26 protein-coding genes are annotated in these 23,760 nt (G+C 37.2%); 24 read left to right on the top strand and 2 right to left on the bottom strand.

Annotated features, from left to right (window positions below; genetic code table 11):
* Positions 1–2: 2 nt before the first annotated feature.
* A complete protein-coding gene (locus CD138_RS04590) occupies positions 3–884 on the top strand; it encodes a 5'-3' exonuclease (RefSeq protein WP_019167628.1) in 882 nt (293 codons plus the stop codon).
* A 141-nt stretch (positions 885–1,025) separates the two neighbouring features.
* Here the strand turns inward: CD138_RS04590 and CD138_RS04585 are convergent, their stop codons facing one another.
* Both CD138_RS04585 and CD138_RS04580 read right to left on the bottom strand, forming a co-directional pair.
* Entirely contained in the window at positions 1,026–1,424 is a 399-nt protein-coding gene (locus CD138_RS04585; protein ID WP_019167629.1) for a ribonuclease HI family protein, read from the bottom strand.
* Positions 1,425–1,480: 56 nt separating this feature from the next.
* Complete coding sequence (locus CD138_RS04580) at positions 1,481–2,179, bottom strand: queuosine precursor transporter (protein WP_019167630.1); 699 nt, start codon at positions 2,177–2,179, stop codon at positions 1,481–1,483.
* A gap of 226 nt (positions 2,180–2,405) precedes the next feature.
* Here CD138_RS04580 and CD138_RS04575 point away from each other — a divergent pair, with 226 nt between their 5' ends.
* From CD138_RS04575 to CD138_RS04465, 23 genes are all read left to right on the top strand, one after another.
* Complete coding sequence (locus CD138_RS04575; protein ID WP_019167631.1) at positions 2,406–2,591, top strand: zinc-finger domain-containing protein; 186 nt, start codon at positions 2,406–2,408, stop codon at positions 2,589–2,591.
* 31 nt (positions 2,592–2,622) lie between these two features.
* Positions 2,623–3,738, top strand: coding sequence for a conserved virulence factor C family protein (locus tag CD138_RS04570; RefSeq protein ID WP_019167632.1), 1,116 nt, complete (start codon positions 2,623–2,625; stop codon positions 3,736–3,738).
* 24 nt (positions 3,739–3,762) lie between these two features.
* Positions 3,763–4,203 carry a bacilliredoxin BrxA gene (gene brxA, locus CD138_RS04565; protein ID WP_019167633.1) on the top strand — a complete coding sequence of 147 codons (441 nt, stop codon included), beginning with the start codon at positions 3,763–3,765 and terminating at the stop codon, positions 4,201–4,203.
* Between the two features lie 237 nt (positions 4,204–4,440).
* The gene (locus tag CD138_RS04560) at positions 4,441–5,394 is read left to right on the top strand and encodes a thymidylate synthase (protein ID WP_019167634.1); all 954 of its coding nucleotides are present in this window, start codon (positions 4,441–4,443) and stop codon (positions 5,392–5,394) included.
* Between the two features lie 18 nt (positions 5,395–5,412).
* On the top strand, positions 5,413–5,892 hold the full coding sequence (locus tag CD138_RS04555; protein ID WP_019167635.1) for a dihydrofolate reductase: 480 nt from the start codon (positions 5,413–5,415) through the stop codon (positions 5,890–5,892).
* Positions 5,893–5,910: 18 nt separating this feature from the next.
* Complete coding sequence (gene fakB / locus CD138_RS04550; RefSeq protein ID WP_019167636.1) at positions 5,911–6,765, top strand: DegV family protein; 855 nt, start codon at positions 5,911–5,913, stop codon at positions 6,763–6,765.
* Between the two features lie 17 nt (positions 6,766–6,782).
* On the top strand, positions 6,783–7,307 hold the full coding sequence (gene msrA / locus CD138_RS04545; protein WP_019167637.1) for a peptide-methionine (S)-S-oxide reductase MsrA: 525 nt from the start codon (positions 6,783–6,785) through the stop codon (positions 7,305–7,307).
* Positions 7,304–7,732 carry a peptide-methionine (R)-S-oxide reductase MsrB gene (msrB, locus tag CD138_RS04540; protein WP_019167638.1) on the top strand — a complete coding sequence of 143 codons (429 nt, stop codon included), beginning with the start codon at positions 7,304–7,306 and terminating at the stop codon, positions 7,730–7,732. The genes msrA and msrB overlap by 4 nt, the downstream gene beginning before the upstream one ends.
* Before the next feature lie 13 nt (positions 7,733–7,745).
* Entirely contained in the window at positions 7,746–8,246 is a 501-nt protein-coding gene (locus CD138_RS04535) for a PTS sugar transporter subunit IIA (RefSeq protein WP_019167639.1), read from the top strand.
* The gene (locus CD138_RS04530; RefSeq protein WP_019167640.1) at positions 8,246–8,467 is read left to right on the top strand and encodes a YozE family protein; all 222 of its coding nucleotides are present in this window, start codon (positions 8,246–8,248) and stop codon (positions 8,465–8,467) included. The genes CD138_RS04535 and CD138_RS04530 overlap by 1 nt, the downstream gene beginning before the upstream one ends.
* 50 nt (positions 8,468–8,517) lie before the next feature.
* Positions 8,518–10,047, top strand: coding sequence for a S41 family peptidase (locus tag CD138_RS04525; RefSeq protein ID WP_019167641.1), 1,530 nt, complete (start codon positions 8,518–8,520; stop codon positions 10,045–10,047).
* Positions 10,047–10,562: a GNAT family N-acetyltransferase gene (locus CD138_RS04520; protein ID WP_019167642.1), complete on the top strand. Its 516-nt coding sequence runs from the start codon at positions 10,047–10,049 to the stop codon at positions 10,560–10,562. The genes CD138_RS04525 and CD138_RS04520 overlap by 1 nt, the downstream gene beginning before the upstream one ends.
* A 9-nt stretch (positions 10,563–10,571) precedes the next feature.
* Positions 10,572–11,642, top strand: coding sequence for an undecaprenyldiphospho-muramoylpentapeptide beta-N-acetylglucosaminyltransferase (murG, locus tag CD138_RS04515; RefSeq protein ID WP_026066787.1), 1,071 nt, complete (start codon positions 10,572–10,574; stop codon positions 11,640–11,642).
* Between the two features lie 11 nt (positions 11,643–11,653).
* Entirely contained in the window at positions 11,654–12,277 is a 624-nt protein-coding gene (locus CD138_RS04510; RefSeq protein ID WP_019167643.1) for a phosphatase PAP2 family protein, read from the top strand.
* Between the two features lie 548 nt (positions 12,278–12,825).
* Positions 12,826–13,503, top strand: coding sequence for a response regulator transcription factor (locus CD138_RS04505; protein WP_019167644.1), 678 nt, complete (start codon positions 12,826–12,828; stop codon positions 13,501–13,503).
* Positions 13,500–14,867: a HAMP domain-containing sensor histidine kinase gene (locus CD138_RS04500; protein WP_019167645.1), complete on the top strand. Its 1,368-nt coding sequence runs from the start codon at positions 13,500–13,502 to the stop codon at positions 14,865–14,867. The genes CD138_RS04505 and CD138_RS04500 overlap by 4 nt, the downstream gene beginning before the upstream one ends.
* 94 nt (positions 14,868–14,961) lie before the next feature.
* Entirely contained in the window at positions 14,962–17,748 is a 2,787-nt protein-coding gene (locus CD138_RS04495; protein ID WP_019167646.1) for a 2-oxoglutarate dehydrogenase E1 component, read from the top strand.
* A gap of 14 nt (positions 17,749–17,762) precedes the next feature.
* Complete coding sequence (gene sucB, locus CD138_RS04490) at positions 17,763–19,031, top strand: dihydrolipoyllysine-residue succinyltransferase (protein ID WP_019167647.1); 1,269 nt, start codon at positions 17,763–17,765, stop codon at positions 19,029–19,031.
* A 440-nt stretch (positions 19,032–19,471) separates the two neighbouring features.
* Positions 19,472–19,711 carry a hypothetical protein gene (locus CD138_RS04485; RefSeq protein WP_019167648.1) on the top strand — a complete coding sequence of 80 codons (240 nt, stop codon included), beginning with the start codon at positions 19,472–19,474 and terminating at the stop codon, positions 19,709–19,711.
* A gap of 64 nt (positions 19,712–19,775) precedes the next feature.
* Positions 19,776–20,600 carry a VOC family protein gene (locus tag CD138_RS04480; protein ID WP_019167649.1) on the top strand — a complete coding sequence of 275 codons (825 nt, stop codon included), beginning with the start codon at positions 19,776–19,778 and terminating at the stop codon, positions 20,598–20,600.
* Between the two features lie 3 nt (positions 20,601–20,603).
* Entirely contained in the window at positions 20,604–20,807 is a 204-nt protein-coding gene (locus tag CD138_RS04475; RefSeq protein ID WP_019167650.1) for a DUF6501 family protein, read from the top strand.
* A 104-nt stretch (positions 20,808–20,911) separates the two neighbouring features.
* The gene (locus CD138_RS04470) at positions 20,912–21,709 is read left to right on the top strand and encodes an ATP-binding protein (protein ID WP_019167651.1); all 798 of its coding nucleotides are present in this window, start codon (positions 20,912–20,914) and stop codon (positions 21,707–21,709) included.
* Between the two features lie 11 nt (positions 21,710–21,720).
* On the top strand, positions 21,721–23,610 hold the full coding sequence (locus tag CD138_RS04465; RefSeq protein WP_019167652.1) for a vWA domain-containing protein: 1,890 nt from the start codon (positions 21,721–21,723) through the stop codon (positions 23,608–23,610).
* Positions 23,611–23,760: the final 150 nt, after the last annotated feature.

Here is a 23,760-nt window from a genome sequence, read left to right as displayed (position 1 = left end):
ACATGACACACAAACTTTTATTGATTGATGGTATGGCGCTGCTATTTCGCCATTTTTACGCAACCAGTGTACACAAAAATTTTATGCGCAATACAGAAGGAACACCTACGAATGGCACGCAAGGCTTTGTAAGACATGTGTATAGCGCCATTCGAGATATTGAACCGACACACGTGGCAGTTTGTTGGGATATGGGAAAAGCAACATTTCGTAATGACATGTTTGATGGATATAAGCAAAACCGTCCTGAACCGCCTGAAGAATTGATGCCACAATTTGACCATGTACAGCATATTTCTGAGTCACTTGGCTTTTTAAATATCGGCGTAGAAAACTATGAGGCGGATGATGTCATTGGTACGTTGACACACGCTTTCTCAGAGTCACCAGACCATGAAGTATACGTCATTACAGGAGACCGTGATTTATTGCAATGTGTCAGTGATAATGTTTTTGTTTGGCTCATTAAAAAGGGCTTTACGGAATATAGCAAATACGACAGAGCACGATTTGAATTAGAATATGATTTGCAACCGCCACAACTCATTGATGTGAAAGCATTTATGGGTGATACAGCAGATGGCTATCCAGGCGTCAAAGGGATTGGTGAGAAAACAGCAATTAAACTGATTCAACAATATGGTTCAGTAGAAGAAGTCATTGCGAACATATCACAACTAACGGCTGGACAACAGAAAAAGATTCAACAAGATATGAACAATTTGCGTTTATCCAAACAACTTGCCACAATCGAATTGAACGTGCCCTTATCTGTCGACACATTATTCGAACAGATGGCCCATCATGTTGAATTGAATCACGTGCTTGCCGTATTAGATCAACACGAATTATTTGTATCGAAACGATTTATTGAGAATTTGTAATGCATCATTGCGAGATCATCTCGCTGTGAACCTCTACCAATTAAATCTTCTATAAAAAGATCAACAAAAAAATGTCGAAGTGAAATGGACATGTCATACACATGTCATCTACTTCGACATTTTTCATTGAATATTTAAACATTACGACCGTTGTATTGCTTGATACAAGGCATCTTGTGCTAATTGATTTGCGGCTTTATTTTGCGCTCGTGGAACCCATTTGACAAAGGCCAATTCAAAGGCAGATGTGATTTGCAAATAGCGCTCTAAATACGGCTTAAATCTTGCATTCTTCACAAACTCACGATTGACTGCATCTTCAATCAACTGTGAATCAGTGTAAACTAAAGCATTAGGAACTGCTAATACTTTTGCTTGTTCTAATGCAAACAATAGTGCTTCCCATTCAGCACTATGATTATCCATTTCGCCGAGCACTTTGGTAAAAGTATGACGTGCCTCTTCAGTTACGATAACGACTCCACATGCACTTATTCCAGGATTTCCCTTTGTTGCTGCATCAAAATAAATTTTAGCCAAATTCAATACACCACACTTGAATGTTTTTTTAAGCCTTAAGCTTAACATACCATGCGTTACAGCGTGTCATCTTTAATTTTATTGCGACGATAAAGCGACTTTGCCCAGTAACCAAATGGCACGTTCAATACAGTAGATAATAGTTTTAATAAATACGTTGTTATGAAAATTTCAAATACGACACCATTAGGTAAACTGCCATAAAAAGCAATCGCTACAAAGAGTGCCGTATCAATAATAGAACTTAACGCCGTACTCCCATATGCACGTAAGATAAATGTGCGATCTGAACGAAATACTTTTTTAATCATGTTAAAAACTAATACATCGATATGCTGCCCAATAATATAAGCAATAATCGATGCAAAGGCAATTCGAGGAACGACATCAAATATAGCCTTCATTGCGCCTTGTGCCATATCCGCTTCACTCGGTTGAAATGCGAGCGAAATTTGCATGATAATAATCATAATAAATGTAGACGAGAAGCCGAGCCACACTGCTCTTTTCGCAACTTTTCTACCATAGATATCATTGAGAATGTCTGTCGCAAGATAAATTGATGCAAACATGACGTTTCCTAAAGTTGCTGAAATCGTAAATATATCAATCGTTTTGAGCACTTGGATATTGGCGATAATTGTGCCCATCGCAACCCAAGCGTACAAACCTGCTTTACCAAAGAATCGAAACATCGCGACCATTAATATGAAAGTAACGATAAACGACCCTAAACCTAACCATTCATTATACAATTGAATAACCTCCTAAATTTTGTTAACGCGGGTGTTTAGAAACCGCTCTTCACGATAACTCATCCATTATAATCAACAGCTTTATGATTTTCAATAGTATTTAAATAACTTTTACAAGCGAGACATTTTTTACGATGATGTTGAAGTTAAAACGCTTCAATGTGCATTTAAATCATGTTACGATAGTGAATATTGTACGCACTATATTTAAAAGAGGTGACATTTCGTGCTAACTGACTCTAAAAAGAAGGCCATTGCTTCAATCGATCAATTGTCTCAACAATATTGCGAACACTGCTTGGTTAAAGCGCACCTTCGAAAAACAAAGGGGAAAACACAAGCACATCACTTCTGTATCAATGCGTGTTCAATCGGCAAACAAATTCAACAATTAGGCAATGCGCTACAATGAGGGCTGTAGTTCATTGACGAGGAGGTTTAACATGGAAATTATGAAGGTCGAACCTACACCTAGTCCGAATACTATGAAAATTATTTTATCTGAAAAAAGGCAAGACAATCATTCCAATACGTATACACAAGTTGCAGAAGGTCAGCCTCACTTTATCAATGCTATTTTGCAAGTAGAAGGTGTGAAATCTGTATTTTATGTTTTAGATTTTATTGCCGTTGATAAAACACCAAAAGCAGACTGGGAGACTGTGTTACCTCTCGTCACGGCAACACTGAATCACGAACAGCAACAAGACACACCACAACCTGAGCCTGACACCCATTTTGGTGAGGTCAAAGCAGAGGTGCTCAAGTTTAAAAATATTCCTTACCAAGTGAAGCTTACAACCTCTAAGGAAGAAAAGCGTCAACAATTAAGCGACATTTTCGTGAATGCAATGCTTGAAACACAAGCCCCTCATGATAATGTTGTGTTTTTACGTAAATGGGAAACGTTAGGCATCCGCTATGGTGACTTAGACGATGTCATGCAAAGCGTTGTTGAAGAAGTTGATGCGCTTTATCCTGAACATGTTTTGAAACAATTGGTGGAAGAGGCAAAACATACGGATGTGACAGTGCCACAAAAGCAATATGCGCATGTCACATTAGAAGCTTACCAACAAGAATCGGAATGGAAAGCGCGACTCCGTATGTTGAAATCATTCCCAACACCAACACAAGATGACTATCCGTTACTCGATTATGCACTGAATGAAGATAAAGTGCCATTACGCCGTGAAGCAGTCGTATTGCTCAGCATGATTGAAGACCCAGCCACTTTGCCATACTTATATAAAGGATTGCACGATAAAAGTCCAGCAGTGAGACGAACAGCTGGTGATAGTTTAAGTGATTTAGGCTTTAAGGAAGCTTTACCAGAAATGGAAAAAGCTTTAGATGATCCACAAAAAATTGTTCGATGGCGTGCGGCGATGTTCCTTTTTGATGAAGGTGAGCCAGATCAACTTCCAGCTTTGAAAGCACATCAAAATGATCCTGCGTATGAAGTCAAGTTGCAAATTGAAATGGCCATTACACGCATCGAAAATGGAGAAGAAGCACTTGGATCAGTGTGGAAACAGATCGCAAATCGTAATCAATAAAATAATATAAAGGAGCGTTATAATATGAACGCATATGATGCATATATGAAAGAACTCGCAGCTCAAATGAGAGGCGAATTGACACAAAATGGTTTTGAAAGTTTAGAAAGTGAAGATTCAGTAACAGAATATATGGACCATGTGAACGATGAAGATACCACATTCGTTGTTATTAACTCAACATGTGGTTGTGCAGCTGGTTTAGCACGTCCTGCAGCTGTAGCCGTAGCAGAACAAAATGAATATAAACCAACGAATAAAGTAACTGTTTTTGCAGGTCAAGACAAAGAAGCGACTGCAAAAATGCGTGAATACATTCAACAAGTACCTTCAAGCCCTTCATTCGCATTATTTAAAGGGTCTGAATTAGTTCACTTTATGCCACGTGAACATATTGAGGGGCGCGATATTAATGACATCGCGATGGATATCAAAGACGCATTCGACACACATTGTCGCGCATAATCAAAAAGCCGGAACATACAATGATGTCATTGTTCCGGCTTTTTTTCGTTTCTAAGTCACATCAATCGCGTTATAACCTATAGGCACAGTTGTTTTCGTTGCATGGTATGAAGCCATTTCAATGTTGGAAATTCTGAATGCATTCCATTTATATCCCCATATAGAATTACGTTGATATCGTTTTGAAAATGGCACAAAATCGTCTATTATAGATACTAAGAGAAAGAGGTGAATGTCATGAATCCATTTGATGCAGCTTATCATGATTTATGTAAAGAAATATTACAAATTGGCAATCAACGTGAAGATCGAACAGCGACAGGAACAATTTCAAAATTTGGACACCAGTTGCGTTTTGACCTTTCAAAAGGCTTCCCATTATTAACAACCAAAAAAGTTTCCTTTAAACTCGTTGCCACTGAATTAATTTGGTTTATTCGTGGCGATACGAATTTAAGATATTTATTACAATATAACAACAATATTTGGAATGAATGGGCCTTTGAAAAATATATACAAAGTGAGGATTATAACGGTCCAGATATGACTGATTTTGGTCATAGAGCACAAAATGATGCTGCATTTGCTGAAATGTATCGTGAAGAAATGGCTAAATTTAAACAACTGATCTTAACTGATGATGCCTTTATGAAAAAACACGGTGATTTAGGCAATGTTTATGGTAAGCAATGGCGTGACTGGGTCGGTGCAGACGGTCAACATTACGATCAATTGAAAACATTGATTGAACAAATCAAAACGAATCCAAACTCACGTCGTCATATTATTAGCGCTTGGAATCCAGCTGAAATCGAGACAATGGCGTTACCTCCTTGTCATACACTTTTTCAATTTTATGTACAAGACAATAAGCTGAGCTGTCAACTTTATCAACGCAGCGCTGACATATTCTTAGGCGTACCTTTCAATATTGCCAGTTATAGCTTATTAACACATTTAATTGCGAAAGAATGTGGCCTAGAAGTAGGAGAGTTTGTACATACATTTGGTGATGCACATATTTACAGTAACCATTTAGACGCCGTGAAAACACAGCTCTCACGCTCAAGTTATGCACCGCCACAATTGAAAATCAATACAGATCGTTCCATTTTCGATATAGAATATGAAGATTTAGAGATTGTAAATTATGAATCCCATCCAGCGATTAAAGCACCAATCGCCGTATAAACAAAAAGGAGTAATCATATGACACTATCTATTTTAGTCGCTCATGACCAACAGCGTGGCATTGGATTTGAAGGACAGTTACCGTGGCACTTACCAAATGATTTAAAACATGTTAAAAAGTTAACCACTGGACATACATTAGTGATGGGACGTGCAACATTCGAATCCATTGGAAAACCACTACCGAACCGCAGAAATGTCGTTATTACACGAAACCCTGATTTCAAACCTGAGGGCGTTGAAGTGATTCACAGTTTCGATGACATTGATGCCATTGAGGACGACCATATCTTTATTTTTGGCGGTCAGACATTATTTGAAACATTTATTGACCGTGTTGACGATATGTATATCACTGTGATCGACGACAAATTTCAAGCGGACACGTTTTTCCCGCCATACACATTTGAAGATTGGGAAGTCACATCTGCCGTAGAAGGCGTCGTGGATGAAAAAAATAAATACCCACATACATTTTTACATCTTACTCGAAAGTAATTATTGGAGGTTAGCATTATGCAACAACGTATTATAGTCACAGATTCTACATCTGACTTAGATCCAGCTTTTCTGAAGCAACACAATGTCCATATTGTACCGTTGAGTGTTACAATTAACGGAGAATCTTATGAGGATCAAACGGATATTACATCTGAGTCATTTTCACAATATTTAGGAGACACCAACCACGATTTTAAAACAAGTCAACCTCCAATTGGTAGATTTGTAGAAACATATGAAAAGTTGGGTGAAACAGGTGCTGAAATCATCAGTATCCATCTTTCATCTGGCTTGAGTGGCACATATCAAACTGCTGTTCAAGCGAGCGAAATGGTTGATGCTAAAGTAACAGTCATTGATTCAAAATCAATTTCATTCGGCTTAGGCTATCAACTTCAAAATGTGATTCGCTGGGTGGAAGAAGGCGTCCCAACAGAAGAAATTGTCTCAAAACTTCAAAACTTACAAAAAAACATTAAGCTTTACGTGATTATCGGACAATTAGATCAACTCATCAAAGGTGGCCGCATTAGTAAAACTAAAGGCTTGATAGGTAATCTTATGAAAATCAAGCCAATCGGTTCACTCATTGACGGTAATCTTGAAATGATTCATAATGCCCGCACACAAAACGCTTGTATTAAATACGTCATCAAAGATTTAAAGCCGTTTGTCGGTGATGGCACGATTCAATCAATCGGTATTTCACATGCGAAAGCAAAGGATTTCATTAACCTTTTTAAAGAAAAATTAGATGAAACATTTACGATTCAAAACTTTGATTTCGGACATACAACACCAGTGATTTCGACGCATACCGGTGCGGGTGCTATTGGATTAGTTGTCCTTAAAGATTCATCTGACTTATAACAATGGAGGTGTCAAACATGGCTATAGCAACTTTAGCAGGCGGATGTTTTTGGTGTCTCGTTAAACCTTTTGATACATTTGACGGTGTTCAAAGTGTCACATCAGGTTATAGCGGTGGGACAGTAGAATATCCAACCTATGAAGAAGTTTGTACAAACACAACAGGCCATGTTGAGGCTGTACAAATTGAATATGATGATCAAGTGATCAGCTATGAAGATATATTAGATATTTATTTCAAAACTTTTGATCCAACAGATAAAAATGGTCAATTTTTTGATAGAGGCGAAAGTTATCGACCTGTTATTTTTTATCACAATGATGCGCAACGTCAAGCCGCGCTCAACAAGATTGAAGCACTAAATCAATCCCAAATTTTCAGTGCCCCTGTTGTAACGCCGGTCGAAGCATATCGCAATTTTTATCCGGCAGAAGAGGCACACCAAGATTACTATAAAAAACATCCGCTTCACTATGCACAATATCAACGTGGATCAGGACGTAAAGCGTTTATTGAAAAGCATTGGGGGAATCAAGCATGATTAAAAAAGACAAAAAAGATTTAACAGACTTGGAGTACCTCGTTACTCAACAAGACGGTACAGAACCACCATTTCAAAATGAATATTGGAATCACTTTGAAAAGGGTGTCTATGTCGATAAACTTTCTGGCAAACCGCTATTTACTTCAGATGATAAATTTGAATCAGATTGTGGTTGGCCTAGTTTTTCCAAAGCCATCGACGACCAAGACATTATTGAGTTAGTCGATAAATCATTTGGTATGTTGAGAACAGAAGTCCGCTCTGAAGGAAGCAACAGTCATTTAGGACATGTGTTCAATGATGGCCCAAAAGAACGTGGTGGCTTACGTTATTGTATCAATTCGGCTGCAATTCAATTCATACCATATGAAAAGCTCGAAGCGTTAGGCTATGGTGATTTAGTCAAACTTTTCGACCAATAAAGGAGCGAGTTTTATGTTTAAGAAATTATTCGGAAAAAGTGAAGAAACAAATAAGGACATTCAAGTTTATGCACCGATAACTGGAGAATATGTCAAAATTGAAGACATTCCAGACCCTGTTTTTGCTCAAAAAATGATGGGTGAGGGTTTTGGTATACGTCCAACTGAAGGTCAAGTCGTTTCACCAATCAACGGTGTCGTTGACAATGTTTTCCCAACCAAGCATGCTATTGGTTTAAAAGCAGACAATGGCTTAGAAGTCCTTGTTCATATCGGACTAGACACTGTACAACTCAATGGTGAAGGTTTTGAAACATTAGTCAATAGTGGTGACACAGTAAAAGTCGGTGATCCACTTGTCACATTTGACGTGGATTATATTGATCAACATGCAAAATCTATTGTTTCACCTGTCATTATTACAAACACAGATCAAGCAGCAACCATTGATATTCAACAAGTAACGCAATTGACTAAAGGCGAGACACCTGTAATCGAAGTGACAATGAAATAATGAAAGATGTCTCATTCTATCAATTTGCATTAACTGTTCGTGGACGTAAAAATGATGCAGGACAACTTGCAGAGCAAATATTCCAGGATTTATCATTTCCAAAATACGATAAAGATTTCGATGCGTTATCTGAATACATTGAGACAGAAGGTAATTTTACATTACCCATGTCTGTTTTTGATGACTTGTATGAGGAATATCAGGAATGGCTTCAATTTTAAGTGATTGCTGAAGATTTGACACGCATGAATTTTGAGGGTGCTGGCAGAAAATGTCTCACCCTTTTTCTTTATGTACCACAGCAAAAGCAGAGACTGTCTCTTTACTTGACAAAGAGACAAATGTTGATCAAACGAGAAGGGCGGAAATCGTATTGAAAGATTCACCAAATCAAAAAAAGACACCTCGTTATGTCTCACTAAAAACGTTTATTTTAAGTCTCATTCTCACAGCACTGTTGACGGGATGCATTGTTTTTGGCATCCAATTCTATTTTCATCAATATAGCAAAGACCACAAGATAAGTGAGAATGCGCAAAAATTAAGTGAAGTTTATGAAATACTGGCATCAGATTTTTATCAAAAGCAAGATAAAGATCAATTGTTGGACGAAGCCATTAACGGTATGACAAAAAGCTTAAAAGATCCTTATACCGAATACTTATCAAAGGAAGAGACAACTTCTTTCCATGAAGATGTTTCCGGTGATTTCGTTGGTATCGGTGCAGAGCTGCAACAAAAAGGAAAGCAAATTATCATCACGAGTCCAATGCAAGATTCACCTGCTGAAAAAGCTGGTTTAAAACCACGTGATGTCCTTATTGCAATTGATGGCAAGTCAATCCAAGGTCAACCACTCGATGCCATTATTCCTAAAGTCCGTGGTAAAAAAGGCACTGAGGTGAAATTAACAGTAAAACGGAATGGAGAAGAAAAGGAACTCACTGTGACAAGAGATAAAATTCATGTCAAAAGTGTTAAATATGAAAAACATGGCGACGTCGGTGTGTTTAAAATCAATAAATTCCAAGAAGGTTCAGCGGGTGAGTTAAAATCTGCCATACAACAGGCACAAAAGGCTGGTATTAAAAATATCGTGCTTGATTTACGTAACAATCCAGGCGGTCTGCTTGATGAAGCTGTAAAAATGGCAAATATTTTCCTTGACCAAGATGAAACAGTCGTCAAACTAGAAAAAGGGGATCAAAAAGAGGCCATTAAAACATCAAATGCGCCTTTAGACGGTGTTAAAGACTTAAAAGTATCTATTATACTGAATGAAGGTTCAGCGAGTGCTTCTGAAGTCTTTTCTGGTGCTTTACATGATCATCACGTGGCGAAAATTTATGGTGAAAAATCATTTGGTAAGGGCATTGTACAAACGACGCGTGAATTTGAAGACGGTTCATTATTAAAATTCACTGAAATGAAATGGCTCACACCAAATGACCATTATATTCACGGTAAGGGTATTCAACCAGATGTCCCTGTTAAAGGTGCAGATTATGAAAATATCACGGTGATTCCTTCCAAAACAACCTATCAAGAAGGGCAAGAAGATCAACATATCAAATCGATTAAAATTGGTTTAAAAGCACTCGGATATGACGTCGGGACCATTGACAATCACTATGACGCGCAATTGACTTCGGCAGTGAAACAATTTCAACAAAAAAATAATATCAATGCAAATGGCATGTTTAACAAGGACACAAATCGTGTATTTACAGAAAGACTTGTTGAAAAAGCATCGTCAGAAGACCCGATGTTAGAAAAAACATTGAAAAAAGTAGAGGAGTGATGGCCTTGTTAAGAAAAGCAACATTACAAGATCTCAATGTCATTGAACAATTGACGGAAGAAGCAAAAACACTCATGATAAAAGATGATAACCCACAATGGGACCATCGCTATCCTTTAAAGGCACATTTTAAAACGGATATTGAATCAGGTAGCCTCTATGTTTATGATGAGGATGACGTGATTCAAGGTTTTATCGTGATTGATCAACAAGCACCGGATTGGTACGATACACTCGAATGGCCGGTGGATAAATCAGACGCATATGTTATTCATCGTCTCGTTGCTTCTCCACAATATCGTGGTATAGCACAAGCGTTAATGAACTTTGCGATTGAATTAGCGAAATCACATGACATTGACATTCTTTTAACCGATACATTTTCGCAAAATCAACGTGCACAACGTTTATTTGATAAATTTGGATTTAAAAAAACTGGCGAAATGACAAGTACAGAATTTCCTTTTGATAAAGGCAAGCCATTTTACGCATACTATAAAAAATTAACAGAATAGAGGGTTATTATGGTTAAAATTGCATTTACAGGTGGCGGTACAGTAGGGCATGTATCCGTGAATTTAAGCTTGATACCTACTGCGCTCGAAAAGGGACACGAAGCATTTTATATTGGTTCAAAGGAAGGAATCGAACGTGAAATGATTACGTCTCAACTTCCTGAAACCACTTATTATCCGATTTCAAGTGGTAAATTGCGTCGTTATCTCTCTGCTGAAAACTTGAAAGATATTTTTAAAGTCATTAAAGGGATTGGCGATGCACGTAAAGTTTTAAAACGTGAACGACCGGATATCGTATTTTCAAAAGGGGGATTCGTATCAGTACCCGTGATACTTGCCGCGAAGTCACTCAACATTCCAACTATTGTTCACGAATCTGATTTAACACCAGGTCTTGCCAATAAAATTGCTATAAAGTTTGCGAAACGACTTTATACGACATTTGAAGATACTTTGAAATATGTACCACGTGAAAAATCAGATTTCGTTGGTGCTACAATTCGTGAAGATTTAAAACACGGAGATCGTCAAAAAGGCTATGCATTGACAGGATTGAGCCCTGATAAAAAGACACTGCTCGTGATGGGTGGCAGTATGGGAAGTTTAAAAATCAACGAAGCGATCCGTCGTCATCTAGATGCATTACTTCAAACGTATCAAATTATCCACCTCACTGGTAAAGGCCTTGTCGCTTCAAACATCAATCAAGAAGGTTATGTGCAATATGAGTTCGTTAAAGAAGAATTGACAGACTTATTAGCCATTACAGATACTGTCGTGTCTCGGGCAGGTTCAAATGCAATCTATGAGTTTTTAACATTACGCCTTCCAATGTTACTTATTCCACTTGGTCTGGATCAATCACGTGGCGATCAAATCGACAACGCAAAATATTTTGAAAAACAAGGATATGCGACGATGTTAGATGAGTCGGAATTAACAAGTGAAACGTTATTACCTGCATTAGCAGAACTTGAAAAAAATCGACATCAGTACATTCAAAATATGGAAAGTTTTACAGAAAGTTATACGCGTCATGATTTACTTGATAAAATCATCCAAGACGCACTTCAATAGGAGGTTGACGCATGACACATTGGAAAAAGATTTCTTTGTTAATCGTCTTCGCATTTATATTTTCAATGATTGCGATGTTTCATGAATCGCGTCTCGGCAAATGGATTGATAATGAAGTTTACAATTTCATCTATGCGTCAGAAAGTTTTATTTCAACGGCAATTTTTTTCGGTGCGACTCAAGTCGGTGAAGTTTGGGCTATGATTGCTTTATCACTCATCATGGTTGCTCTATTGATGTTATACCGCTATAAAATAGAGGCACTCTTTTTCGCATTAACAATGTTGTTATCAGGCGTGTCGAATCCGATTTTAAAAAATATTTTTGACAGAGAACGTCCCACTTTATTGCGTTTAATTGATATTTCAGGGTTCAGCTTCCCAAGCGGTCATGCAATGGGTTCAACAGCCTTTTTCGGCAGCGTGATTTTCGTCGCGCACCGCATCTTAAAAGGAAAGGCAAAAAATGTCGCTATGGCGTTAAGTGTGTTGATGATTGTCCTCATCTCAAGCTCACGTGTCTATCTCGGCGTCCATTATCCAACAGATATTATGGCCGGTATTGTAGGCGGTCTTTTCTGTATCGTATTAACATTGCTCATTTTAAGACATCCACTCGAACAATCGAAAGTTTAATTTAAAGGAGAACTGTCTTTCATTTTCAGTTAGCAGTTCTCCTTTTAAATTTAGAAGTGCCAATGGATTTTCAGGACACAGTCTTATTTATTTACCTAATGAATACTTCTAGGAAAACAAAGGTAACACATTTGACATCACAATGTTTATCATACAATTTTGGTCATTTGTATAATTTTAGTTACAGTCATCGTGTAACGATATACAAACGTGACCTTACGACAACAGGCGAAATGTTTAATCATGAACCATCTCACACAACTTTGTTTTATTCAAATGCACACAATAAAAGCCGCCGCATCAAATGCGACGGCTTTTATTTAACGTTTAATATCAACGAATTTTTATACGGGCATATAAAAGGGGATATTATTGAAAATGACTCAATCATAAGAACGAATTGTAGTGGGGGGTCGTTGGGATTGATAATCATTTTCAATTACATTATAACGCATTGAGAATCATTGTCAATTAAAAAAGCAAAATTTTTTAAAAAAACTTTCGTCATCTTTATTTTTAGCATATCATTAGGGGGAGAGGTGGCTAATATGAAAAAAGTACTTATTATTGAAGACGAGCAAAATTTAGCACGTTTTATTGAGCTTGAATTTAAGCATGAAAATTATGATGTTGAAGTAAAATATGACGGCGTATCTGGTTTAAACCGTGCATTACAACATGACTTTGATTTAATTCTTTTAGATTTGATGTTACCAGAAATGGACGGGTTAGAAGTTTGTAAAAGATTAAGAACGCAAAAAGACACACCTGTAATTATGATTACTGCGAAAGGTGAAACATACGATAAAGTCATAGGATTAGATATTGGGGCTGATGATTACATCGTCAAACCTTTTGAGATTGAAGAGCTATTAGCGAGAAGTCGTGCACTCATCCGACGTTATTCAGATGAGAACGTAACCGACACAAATGTTGTTGATATTGATGGTATTAAGATTGATAAAAGTGCTTTTCATGTGACGTATCAAAATGAAAAACTTGAGCTAACAAAGACGGAGTTCGATTTATTGTTACTACTGGCTGAAAATAAAAATCGAGTTCTTCATCGCGAACAAATTTTGGATCATGTTTGGGGATATGAATCCGAAGTCGAAACGAATGTCGTGGACGTGTATATTCGATATTTAAGAAATAAGTTAAAGCGCATAGAAAAACAGAAATTAATTGAAACTGTCCGTGGTGTCGGCTACGTGATTCGACAATGAAACAATCAACACTGAAGACTAAGTGGACTTTTGTCACGACACTGATTACATTTCTTATTATTTTCATTTTTTGTTTACTTATCATTTATGCAATTAGTAGTTTATTGAAACAAAATGAATTTGACAAAGCAGAAAGAAGTGCGGATGATTTATACAATTTACTTGAAACCAAACCGATGAATAACATTACCGCCTTGGAATTCAGTTCGGTCATTGATAACTATCAAAGAGTGATTTTATACGACAAAAAAGGAAAAAAATTATTTGAAAATGTCAGTACAACAAATGTGAAGTTCACGCCACCATTTCAAGCGTATGATACTCGTAATATTAAAATTTTACGCACAGATAAAGGTTCGTTCATCGTCGTTTCAACACCGATTAATACACCTTATTCTAAAGGGCACGCAACGATTGTCCATTCTTTAGAGGAGTACGATGATTTATTAAATTTTATCACATATCTCGCCTTAACTTTTGGACTCATTGCATTATTCGTGACCGCATCGCTGAGTTATTTCTTTTCGTCTCAAATTACTCAGCCCATCAATATTATTACGGAAAAGATGACACAAATACGGCGTAATGGATTCCAGGAAAAACTAGAAGTCCCGACCAATTATGAAGAAACTGACGCGCTCATAGATACTTTTAATAGTATGATGTTAAAACTGGAGAGTTCCTTTAATCAACAACGTCAATTTGTAGAAGATGCTTCACACGAATTGCGTACGCCACTTCAAATCATCCAAGGACATTTAAATTTAATTCAGCGCTGGGGTAAAAAAGACCCTGACATTTTAGAAGAATCTCTTAATATTTCTTTAGAGGAAATGAACCGGATAACGAAGCTCGTTGAAGAACTATTACTACTCACTAAAGATGATACGAGATCAACTGAAAATCAAACTGAAAAAGTCGATGTTAATAATGAAATTAGAAGTCGCCTTCATGCACTGCAACAAATTCATCCAGATTATCAACTCGACTTTCAAACAAGTCAAGACTTTATATATTTAGATATCAACTCTTTCCACCTAGAACAAATTTTACTTATTTTTCTTGATAACGCGATTAAATATGATACTCAAAACAAGCATATTTCTATTGAAACGAAACTCATTAGCAACCAAGTCGTGATAAAAATTACAGACCGTGGATTAGGGATTCCTCAAGCAGACCAAGAGCATATTTTCGATCGGTTCTACCGTGTCGATAAATCCCGTTCTCGTCAACAAGGTGGAAACGGCCTAGGACTCTCCATTGCACATAAAATGGTGACATTATATCATGGTCGTATTTCAGTCGAAAGTGAAGTCGGTTATTTCACAACATTTACTATTAGTTTTGATTCGTGCGGATAAGTATATTTATCAGGTTTTTTGCCTTTAAATGTTCACATTTTAATGCTATTATTGTCTTGTAAGCGTTTTTATTTTTTTCTGTGGAGGGTGGATTATGAAGAACGATAAACAGGTGACAGAGGCACCTGTAAACTTCGGTACAAACTTAGGGCTCATTTTAGAGTTATATGATCAATTTTTAGAAGACCCTAGTTCTGTAACTGAAGATTTACAAGTTCTCTTTAGTACAATTAAAGATGGTGAAGCGACAACATCATCAACAACGCAATCAAGCTCAGGAGATAGTACGATCAAACGTGTGATGCGTTTAATCGATAATATTAGACAATACGGTCATTTAGAAGCTGATATTTATCCAGTGAATGCACCGGAACGTACAAATATCCCCAAATTAAATCCTGAAGACTTTAATTTAGATCAAGCCACATTAGAAAACATTTCAGCTGAAATTGTTTCTGATCATTTTAAAGATATCTACGACAATGCGTATGAAGCAATTGAACGTATGGAAGAACGTTATAAGGGGCCTATTGCTTTTGAATACACACACATTAACAATAACAAAGAACGTGTATGGCTAAAACGTCGTATTGAAACACCATATAAAGCAAGCCTTAATAAAGAAGAAAAAATTAATCTTTTCAAACTTCTGGCACACGTTGAAGGCTTTGAGAAATACCTTCACAAGAACTTTGTAGGTGCAAAAAGATTTTCAATCCAAGGCGTCAATACCCTCGTACCTATGATTACTCAAACAATTAAACGTGCTGCTGAAGAAGAAATCGCTCATATTCAAATTGGTATGGCACACCGTGGACGATTGAATGTTTTAACACATGTGCTACAAAAACCATATGAGATGATGCTTTCTGAATTTATGCATACGGATCCGATGAAATTTTTACCAGAAGATGGTAGCTTATCAATCACTTCAGGTTGGACAGGTGACGTTAAATATCACTTAGGTGGCATTAAAACGATTAATGACCATGGTATTGAGCAAAAAATCACATTAGCTAATAACCCAAGTCATCTTGAAGTAGTGGCTCCCGTAGTGACAGGCCGTACAAGAGCAGCACAAGATCAAACCGATTATGCGGGTAAAGTTCAATCTGATTTTTCAAATGCGATGCCGATTATCGTACATGGTGATGCTGCATATCCAGGTCAAGGGGTGAACTTTGAAACAATGAACCTTGGCAGCTTAGACGGATTCTCAACAGGCGGCACATTACACATCATCACGAATAACCGTATTGGATTCACAACAGACCCTGAAGACGGTCGTTCAACAACATATGCAACGGATGTGGCTAAAGGGTATGATGTCCCAATTATGCACGTCAATGCTGATAACGTTGAAGCAACAATTGAAGCGATCGATATTGCTATGGAATTTAGAAAAACATTCAATAAAGATGTTGTCATTGACTTAGTCGGCTACCGTCGTTTTGGTCATAATGAAATGGACGAACCTACATTAACAAATCCATTACCGTACAAAGAAATTAAAAAGCATGATACTTCTGAAGTGATTTACGGTAAACAACTTGTAGAAGAAGGCATCATTAGTCAAGATGATATGGACGAAGTGATGGAAAATGTTCAAAAAGAAATGCGTACTGCGCATGACAAAATTGACAAAAATGACAAAAATGATAACACAGATATGCGTATTCCGGATAGCATCTCAAAACCTTTAGCAAGCAATACGTCAGAGCTTTCATTTGATCGCTTAAAAGAAATAAACGATGCAATGTTTAACTATCCAGAAGGTTTCAACGTTTTCAATAAGTTAAGTCGTATTTTAGAGCAGCGTAAACAACCGTTTGAAAGTGAAGAAGGTTTAGTAGACTGGGCACATGCAGAACAACTTGCATTTGCGACGGTGATGCAAGAAGGAACACCGATTCGTATGACTGGACAAGACTGTGAACGTGGTACTTTTAGCCATCGACACGCTGTATTACACGACCAAGAAAATGGTGACACATTCACACCATTACAGCATGTACCAGATCAAAAAGCGACATTTGACATTCACAACTCTCCATTATCCGAAGCTGCAGTAGTAGGCTTTGAATATGGATACAATGTTCAAAACCCGACATCATTTAACATTTGGGAAGCCCAATTTGGTGATTTTGCTAACATGGCACAAATGTATTTTGATAACTTCATTTTCTCTGGTAATGCAAAATGGGGTGAATCTTCAGGTTTAACTTTCTTATTACCACATTCATTTGAAGGCCAAGGACCTGAACACTCATCTGCGCGTTTAGAACGTTTCTTACAATTAGCAGCTGAAAATAATATGACGATTTGTAACTTATCAAGCTCAGCCAACTATTTCCATTTATTACGCGCTCAAGCAGCAAGCCTAGGTACTGACGCAATGAGACCATTAGTTGTCATGTCTCCAAAAGGTTTATTACGTAATAAAACAGTCGCACAACCGATTAGTGCATTTACATCTGGTGGATTTGAACCGATTCTCCCAGAAGCACATGAAGCTAAAAAAGTTAAAAAGGTCGTTCTTGCTTCAGGCAAAATGTTTATCGACTTAAAAGAAAAATTGGCTCAATCACCAAATGAAGCCATTTTACTGATAGCCGTTGAACGACTCTATCCTTTCCCAGAAGAAGAAATTCGATCAATACTCGAAACACTTCCAAATCTTAAAACAGTCGCATGGGTTCAGGAAGAGCCACAAAACCAAGGGGCATGGCATTTTGCATATCCAATGCTAAGAGACATTGTTGGAGATCAATACGAACTCACTTATCACGGTAGAAAGCATAGAGCTGCACCTGCCGAGGGTGATGGTGAAATTCATAAACTTGTTCAAAATAATATTATTGAAAATAGTTTAAATATTTAGGGGGCATAAGAAAAATGGCAGAGGTAAAAGTTCCAGAATTAGCAGAATCGATTACGGAAGGTACCATTGCAGAATGGTTAAAACAAGTCGGTGACACTGTAGAAAAAGGTGAAGCCATTCTTGAATTAGAAACAGACAAAGTTAATGTTGAAGTTGTTTCTGAAGAAGCAGGTACCATTCAAGAATTACTTGCTGAAGAAGGCGACACTGTAGAAGTTGGCCAAGCGATTGCCGTAGTGGGCGAAGGTGGCGCTTCTAAACCTTCAAGTGACGATTCAAAAGCTGACTCAAAAGACGCGTCAGACAAAGCGTCAGAAAAACAAGAAAGCAAAAAAGAAGAAAAATCATCTTCTGACAAAGAGAGCCAAAGCACTTCTTCAAATGAGCGTATTAATGCAACGCCTTCAGCACGTCGCGCGGCACGTGAAAAAGGCATTAGCTTGAGCGAACTCAGCGGTAAAGCAAACGACGTCGTACGCAAAGAAGACGTTGAACGTGGTGCACAACAGCAATCATCTGGTGCTTCTCAACCTAAAGCAAAAGAAGCTGCAGCGCCACAAGCACCTAAAACACCATCAAAACCAGTGATTCGCGAAAAAATGAGTCGCAGAAAACAAACTGCAGCTAAAAAGTTATTAGAAGTAAGTAACAATACTGCAATGTTAACGACTTTCAATGAAGTAGATATGACAAATGTTATGGCGTTACGTAAACGCAAAAAAGATAAATTTATGGAAGACCATGATGGTACGAAACTGGGCTTCATGTCATTCTTCACAAAAGCAGCCGTTGCAGCTTTAAAACGTTATCCTGAAGTGAACGCTGAAATTGATGGCGATTACATGGTCACTAAACAATACTACGATATCGGTATTGCGGTCTCTACACCAGGCGGTTTATTAGTACCGAATGTAAGAGACTGTGACAAGAAAAACTTTGCTGAAATTGAGCAAGAAATCGCAAACTTAGCAACAAAAGCACGTGATAATAAGTTAACGCTTGATGACATGATGAACGGTTCATTCACTATTACAAATGGTGGTATTTTTGGTTCAATGATGTCAACACCAATTATTAATGGTAGTCAAGCTGCAATTTTAGGTATGCACTCTATCATTACAAGACCTATTGCGATTGATCAAGATACGATTGAAAACCGTCCAATGATGTATATTGCGTTAAGTTATGATCACAGAATTATTGATGGAAAAGAAGCCGTAAGTTTCTTGAAGATGATTAAAGAGTTAATTGAAAACCCAGAAGATTTATTATTAGAGTCATAATAGATTTGGGTTGTTGATAAAGGAGAGGAATCTGTAATGGATTTCTCTCTTTTTTTACTTTTGTTTTGATAATGCTCCGCCGATTGCTTTAACTGGGCTATGCTTTCCGAGGCGCTGAAACTTCAACTAACCAACGCTTTGATTTTACTGTTACATTGTATAGAAGCGTTGGTGGATTTTCAGTTTCAGCTGATGCCTCAGGAGTCAAGCCCAGTTTTGCAATCTTTAGTTTTGTGTACTTACCGAAAGAAGTGAAACACATTTCTCTTCATTTACAGATACTCAATCTTCTTGGTTTGCACGTGGTGTATGCATAGTTGGTTGTTTTCGGAGTTTGTGAAAAATTCAAGTCCCATTAATATTCAGGTACTCATGTCATTTAGAGAACATTTGTATTAAAATAAATAGCAAAGAATAATCCATTGAAAGAGGTGACATAGATGAGTCGCAATTTCATTTACATATTGATTGTGATAGCGATTGCCAATATTATTGCGCAAATCGGCTTCATCATCGCAAGTCTTTTCGGTTTCATTCACTATTATCCGATTTTCCAATTAATAGGTAGCTGTTTATTACTCCTATTTGCTATAGATACACTGAAATTTAACCGCGCTAAAACGGTATATTTGATTGCTGGTTTGGTGTTTATTATTGCAGGGATTCTACTAAAGTTATAAAGGCATCAAGTCTGCTTCAATGACTGATTTACGTTATAATAAATGTGAAGAGGAATGAGATAAAATGGCGCAATTTCGTAGTGTTACTTTAGCTACTAAAAGTATAGACAAAACGATTGATTTATTCCATAATATGTTAGGTATGGCGTACGTAAGAAAGGGCAATCGTATTCAATTTGGTGATGCAGAACTTAGCCCTGGGACACGTCTTCAATTTGTTGAAATCGCAGAAAACATTGAACCTGCACATCAACATTTTGAAAGTGTTGCATTACGCACACCAAGTAATGATGGTATCGATGAATATGTAGCCATTTTAAAAGAACATCAACACGTATATGAAGGACCCACACACCTCAATGGTCACCAACTGATACAATTTTCAGATGCCGATGCACAACAATTCGCCATTTTTTCTAACGAAGTAAACGTTGGTATTGGATTGGGTATACCTAATGAAAAGAGTTCTGTCAGTCCAATACATCAAGTGCAAGGCATGGGTCCATTGATGTTACGCACACATGAACCAGTTGTGACAATCACATTGTTAAGTGACTTATTTGGTTTTAAACCTATCGCTGAATACACTTCACCTCAAACCAATCAACGTGTCATAGTGATGGAAGGTGATGGTGGCGGATTAGGCGCTGAAGTTCACATTTATCAATCAGACATTTTACAGATGCCGCCTTACGGTATTGTTGAACAACTCGAATTTACAGCACAACACGAAAACGAATTTAATTATGCGTTAAATCAACTGAATCATCATGACATCCCTTTTCAGCAACTTCAAAATGAGCAACAAGGGACACGTGCTATTCGTGTCAATGATATCAGTGGTTTAGCATTGATTTTAACATTAGCGCATGCAACGAAAGGAAGTTAATCTATGTTACATGAAACTTGGAAAACACGTACACCGATTAAAAAGGTGAAAGTCGTTCACACAGATGCAAAGAAATTTACAGTGAGTGATATGCTAACTGTAGGCGAAACGTACGATGTCGTTAACGAAACTGAAGAATACTATCAAATCATTGATAATTCAGGCCACGTTGGCGGTTATTACAAAACTTATTTTGAAGAAGTATAAGCACTTCATTCTATATAACGATTAAAAACTTCAAAAAAGCGGGGGTATCTCGGTACTCACGTCTTTTTTCATGCACTTAAACAGGAAGGGAAAGGGAAGTGACTATGGTTAAGGAATTTACGAGTTATATGAACTCCGATGAAACTGTTCTTGGAGATGCAATTAAATTATTCGAATTGAATAAAAATATTTTGCTTAAAGGGCCAACTGGTTCAGGGAAGACAAGATTAGCTGAAACATTGAGCGAAATCACTGAATTACCCATGCATCAAATCAACTGTTCTGTCGATTTAGATGCAGAAAGCTTGCTTGGATTTAAAACAATTAAAACATCTGAAGAAGGCCATCAAGAAATTATTTTTATCGATGGGCCGGTGATTCGTGCCATGCGTGAAGGTCATATTTTATACATTGATGAAATTAATATGGCGAAACCTGAAACGTTACCGATTTTAAATGGTGTGTTGGACTATCGTCGTCAACTGACAAACCCATTTACAGGTGAAGTGATTAAAGCGGCACCTGGCTTTAAAGTCATTGCAGCAATTAATGAAGGCTACGTTGGGACACTACCTATGAACGAAGCATTAAAAAACCGTTTCGTAGTCATCAATGTAGACTATATTGACGGACAAACATTACATGATGTCATTAAAGGACAAAGTTTATTGCAAGACGATGCATTGATTGACCAAATTATTAAATTCAATGCGGATTTGCGTACGATGACACAACAAGGACAATTGTCTGAAGAAGCAGCAAGTATTCGTGCGTTAATCGATATGAGTGATTTAGCGACAGTGATGCCAATTGAACGCGCAATTCAACGTAGTATCATTGATAAATTAGAAGACGAACGTGAACAACAAGCGATAATGAATGCGGTAGAACTTAACTTTTAGAAGGTGATATTATGAGTGATCGCTTTATCATGTTTAACGACGAACAACTTGATGCCATGAAAATGATGATGTTACAAGATTTGGCACGCTTGTTGTTAAAAAATCCAAATACACAAGTGAAAATCCACAAATTTCCATATTATGATGCCATCAATGATACGTTAATTTGTAGTTCTTTTTGGGCACATCGTCCTGAACATATTGAACATACAGGGCTAAAAACGGATGTTTTACTGGCGACTTATAGTTATTTTCATATGGAACCACGAATTGTCAATGAAGTACTGACGAATGAGGAAGGATTCAAGCATCCGAAACTGTACCGTCAACTTTTTAAAATGATGGAAGAGATGCGTATTTTAAATTTAATAGAACGCGAACGTCCACGTACCCAAAGGATGATTCAACTTCGTAAAGAAACACGTCAACAATTTAGTGCGTCACAAATCAATGTGTACCAAACAAAAACGCTTTTTACAGATTTGTTCTTTTTAAATTTAGAATATTCATTTTTACAAGATGATTTTTATACAATTCCAAACATCCATCCTGATCTTCAACCGACACTTGAATTTATGTATCAATATTTGCCAGATGCCTTTCAACTTCAGACAAGTGAAGAAACGATGTATCTTACTCAGCGCATCATGTACCAAGTGGATGATTGGTTAGATGAAGATATGCTGAATGAGTATTATCATATTCCACGTCATGTCTACGAATCATTAAGTCAACTGACACTTGAAGATTTAAAAAGAATTGATGCCGCAAATACGGATCAGCACAATGGCACTGAAGAAGAAGATGTGGAAACTGAAAAACTAGAGTCCAAAAACATCGACAGTGAATCTACAGGTGGCGCTTATCTCGAAATGGAACTTCATGAAGGAGAAAATAGTGATGTGCTCGGTGATGAGAGTGCGCGTGAAGGAGACAGCACTGATGATATGACGGATATGATGAGTAAAAAGGGCAAGGGCTCAAATGATACTCTAGTTGATCAAGAAGGCGGTGAACAAGGACCTTCTCATGCATTGCTAAGCCTCAAAGGAATTAACCAATATGTGGATATCAAGTGGAATGTACCAGATATTTTGCCGGAACACATTGAAAAATACCGCGATGTACAATCATCTGTTCAATTTGAAATTAAGGACCTTATTCAAATCATTAAAAAGACGATTGACCGAGAATATCAAGACGTTCGTACGAATTTGACAAAAGGCAGATTACAGCGCAACTTGGTCAATTGGTTTATAGATGATCAATATAAATTATTTTATAAAAAAGCTGACCAAAGCCGTACTTTTGACGCGACTTTTACGTTATTAATTGACGCATCAGCAAGTATGCACGACAAAATGGACGAAACGATTAAAGGTGTTGTACTTTTCCATGAAACGTTGAAAGCACTCAATGTCAAACATGAAATTTTGGCATTTAATGAAGATGCATTTGATGCAGATGCACAACATCAACCCAACATTATTGATGAAATTATTAATTACCACCAGTCAACATTCCATTCTGAAGCGCCGAGAATTATGTCGCTAACACCACAAGACGATAATCGCGATGGTGTTGCCATTCGTGTTGCGAGTGATCGCCTATTGACCCGTTCAGAACAACAACGTTTTCTTATCGTCTTTTCTGATGGTGAACCTTCAGCGTTTAATTACAGTCAAGACGGTATTTTAGATACGTATGAGGCCGTTGAAAATTCACGTAAACTCGGCATTGAAGTGTTCAATGTCTTTTTAAGTCAACAACCGATTACTGAATCCATCGAACAGACCATTCATAATATCTATGGGCAATATGCCATCTTTGTGGAAGGGGTACAACATTTGCCAAGCTTACTTTCACCGCTACTGAAAAAGTTGCTGTTGAAGTCATTTTAGCCATTATTTCACATTTTGTAATAATAATTTTCAAATTTTCAGAAATTTTATAGACGGCTACACTTTCTTATGATAGAATGAATCATATTTATTTAGGAATTTTAAGGAGCAGCGTTATGAATAAAAACACTTTATTTATTGGGTTTATGT

The sequence above is a fragment of the Staphylococcus intermedius NCTC 11048 genome, from assembly GCF_002902385.1.
Taxonomy (GTDB): Bacteria; Bacillota; Bacilli; order Staphylococcales; family Staphylococcaceae; genus Staphylococcus; species Staphylococcus intermedius.
The sequence above is the reverse complement of the archived record's forward strand: the minus strand, read 5'-3'. Positions and strand labels throughout refer to the sequence as shown.

Coding starts and splice junctions, on each gene's coding strand:
- CD138_RS04505 (WP_019167644.1), top strand. CDS start 12,826: ATGAAAAAAGTACTTATTATTGAAGACGAGCAAAATTTAGCACGTTTT.
- brxA (WP_019167633.1), top strand. CDS start 3,763: ATGAACGCATATGATGCATATATGAAAGAACTCGCAGCTCAAATGAGA.
- murG (WP_026066787.1), top strand. CDS start 10,572: ATGGTTAAAATTGCATTTACAGGTGGCGGTACAGTAGGGCATGTATCC.
- CD138_RS04470 (WP_019167651.1), top strand. CDS start 20,912: ATGGTTAAGGAATTTACGAGTTATATGAACTCCGATGAAACTGTTCTT.
- CD138_RS04485 (WP_019167648.1), top strand. CDS start 19,472: ATGAGTCGCAATTTCATTTACATATTGATTGTGATAGCGATTGCCAAT.
- CD138_RS04560 (WP_019167634.1), top strand. CDS start 4,441: ATGAATCCATTTGATGCAGCTTATCATGATTTATGTAAAGAAATATTA.
- sucB (WP_019167647.1), top strand. CDS start 17,763: ATGGCAGAGGTAAAAGTTCCAGAATTAGCAGAATCGATTACGGAAGGT.
- CD138_RS04480 (WP_019167649.1), top strand. CDS start 19,776: ATGGCGCAATTTCGTAGTGTTACTTTAGCTACTAAAAGTATAGACAAA.
- CD138_RS04510 (WP_019167643.1), top strand. CDS start 11,654: ATGACACATTGGAAAAAGATTTCTTTGTTAATCGTCTTCGCATTTATA.
- CD138_RS04495 (WP_019167646.1), top strand. CDS start 14,962: ATGAAGAACGATAAACAGGTGACAGAGGCACCTGTAAACTTCGGTACA.
- CD138_RS04530 (WP_019167640.1), top strand. CDS start 8,246: ATGAAAGATGTCTCATTCTATCAATTTGCATTAACTGTTCGTGGACGT.
- CD138_RS04465 (WP_019167652.1), top strand. CDS start 21,721: ATGAGTGATCGCTTTATCATGTTTAACGACGAACAACTTGATGCCATG.
- CD138_RS04590 (WP_019167628.1), top strand. CDS start 3: ATGACACACAAACTTTTATTGATTGATGGTATGGCGCTGCTATTTCGC.
- fakB (WP_019167636.1), top strand. CDS start 5,911: ATGCAACAACGTATTATAGTCACAGATTCTACATCTGACTTAGATCCA.
- CD138_RS04525 (WP_019167641.1), top strand. CDS start 8,518: ATGTCTCACCCTTTTTCTTTATGTACCACAGCAAAAGCAGAGACTGTC.
- CD138_RS04535 (WP_019167639.1), top strand. CDS start 7,746: ATGTTTAAGAAATTATTCGGAAAAAGTGAAGAAACAAATAAGGACATT.
- msrB (WP_019167638.1), top strand. CDS start 7,304: ATGATTAAAAAAGACAAAAAAGATTTAACAGACTTGGAGTACCTCGTT.
- CD138_RS04570 (WP_019167632.1), top strand. CDS start 2,623: ATGGAAATTATGAAGGTCGAACCTACACCTAGTCCGAATACTATGAAA.
- msrA (WP_019167637.1), top strand. CDS start 6,783: ATGGCTATAGCAACTTTAGCAGGCGGATGTTTTTGGTGTCTCGTTAAA.
- CD138_RS04475 (WP_019167650.1), top strand. CDS start 20,604: ATGTTACATGAAACTTGGAAAACACGTACACCGATTAAAAAGGTGAAA.
- CD138_RS04520 (WP_019167642.1), top strand. CDS start 10,047: ATGGCCTTGTTAAGAAAAGCAACATTACAAGATCTCAATGTCATTGAA.
- CD138_RS04500 (WP_019167645.1), top strand. CDS start 13,500: ATGAAACAATCAACACTGAAGACTAAGTGGACTTTTGTCACGACACTG.
- CD138_RS04555 (WP_019167635.1), top strand. CDS start 5,413: ATGACACTATCTATTTTAGTCGCTCATGACCAACAGCGTGGCATTGGA.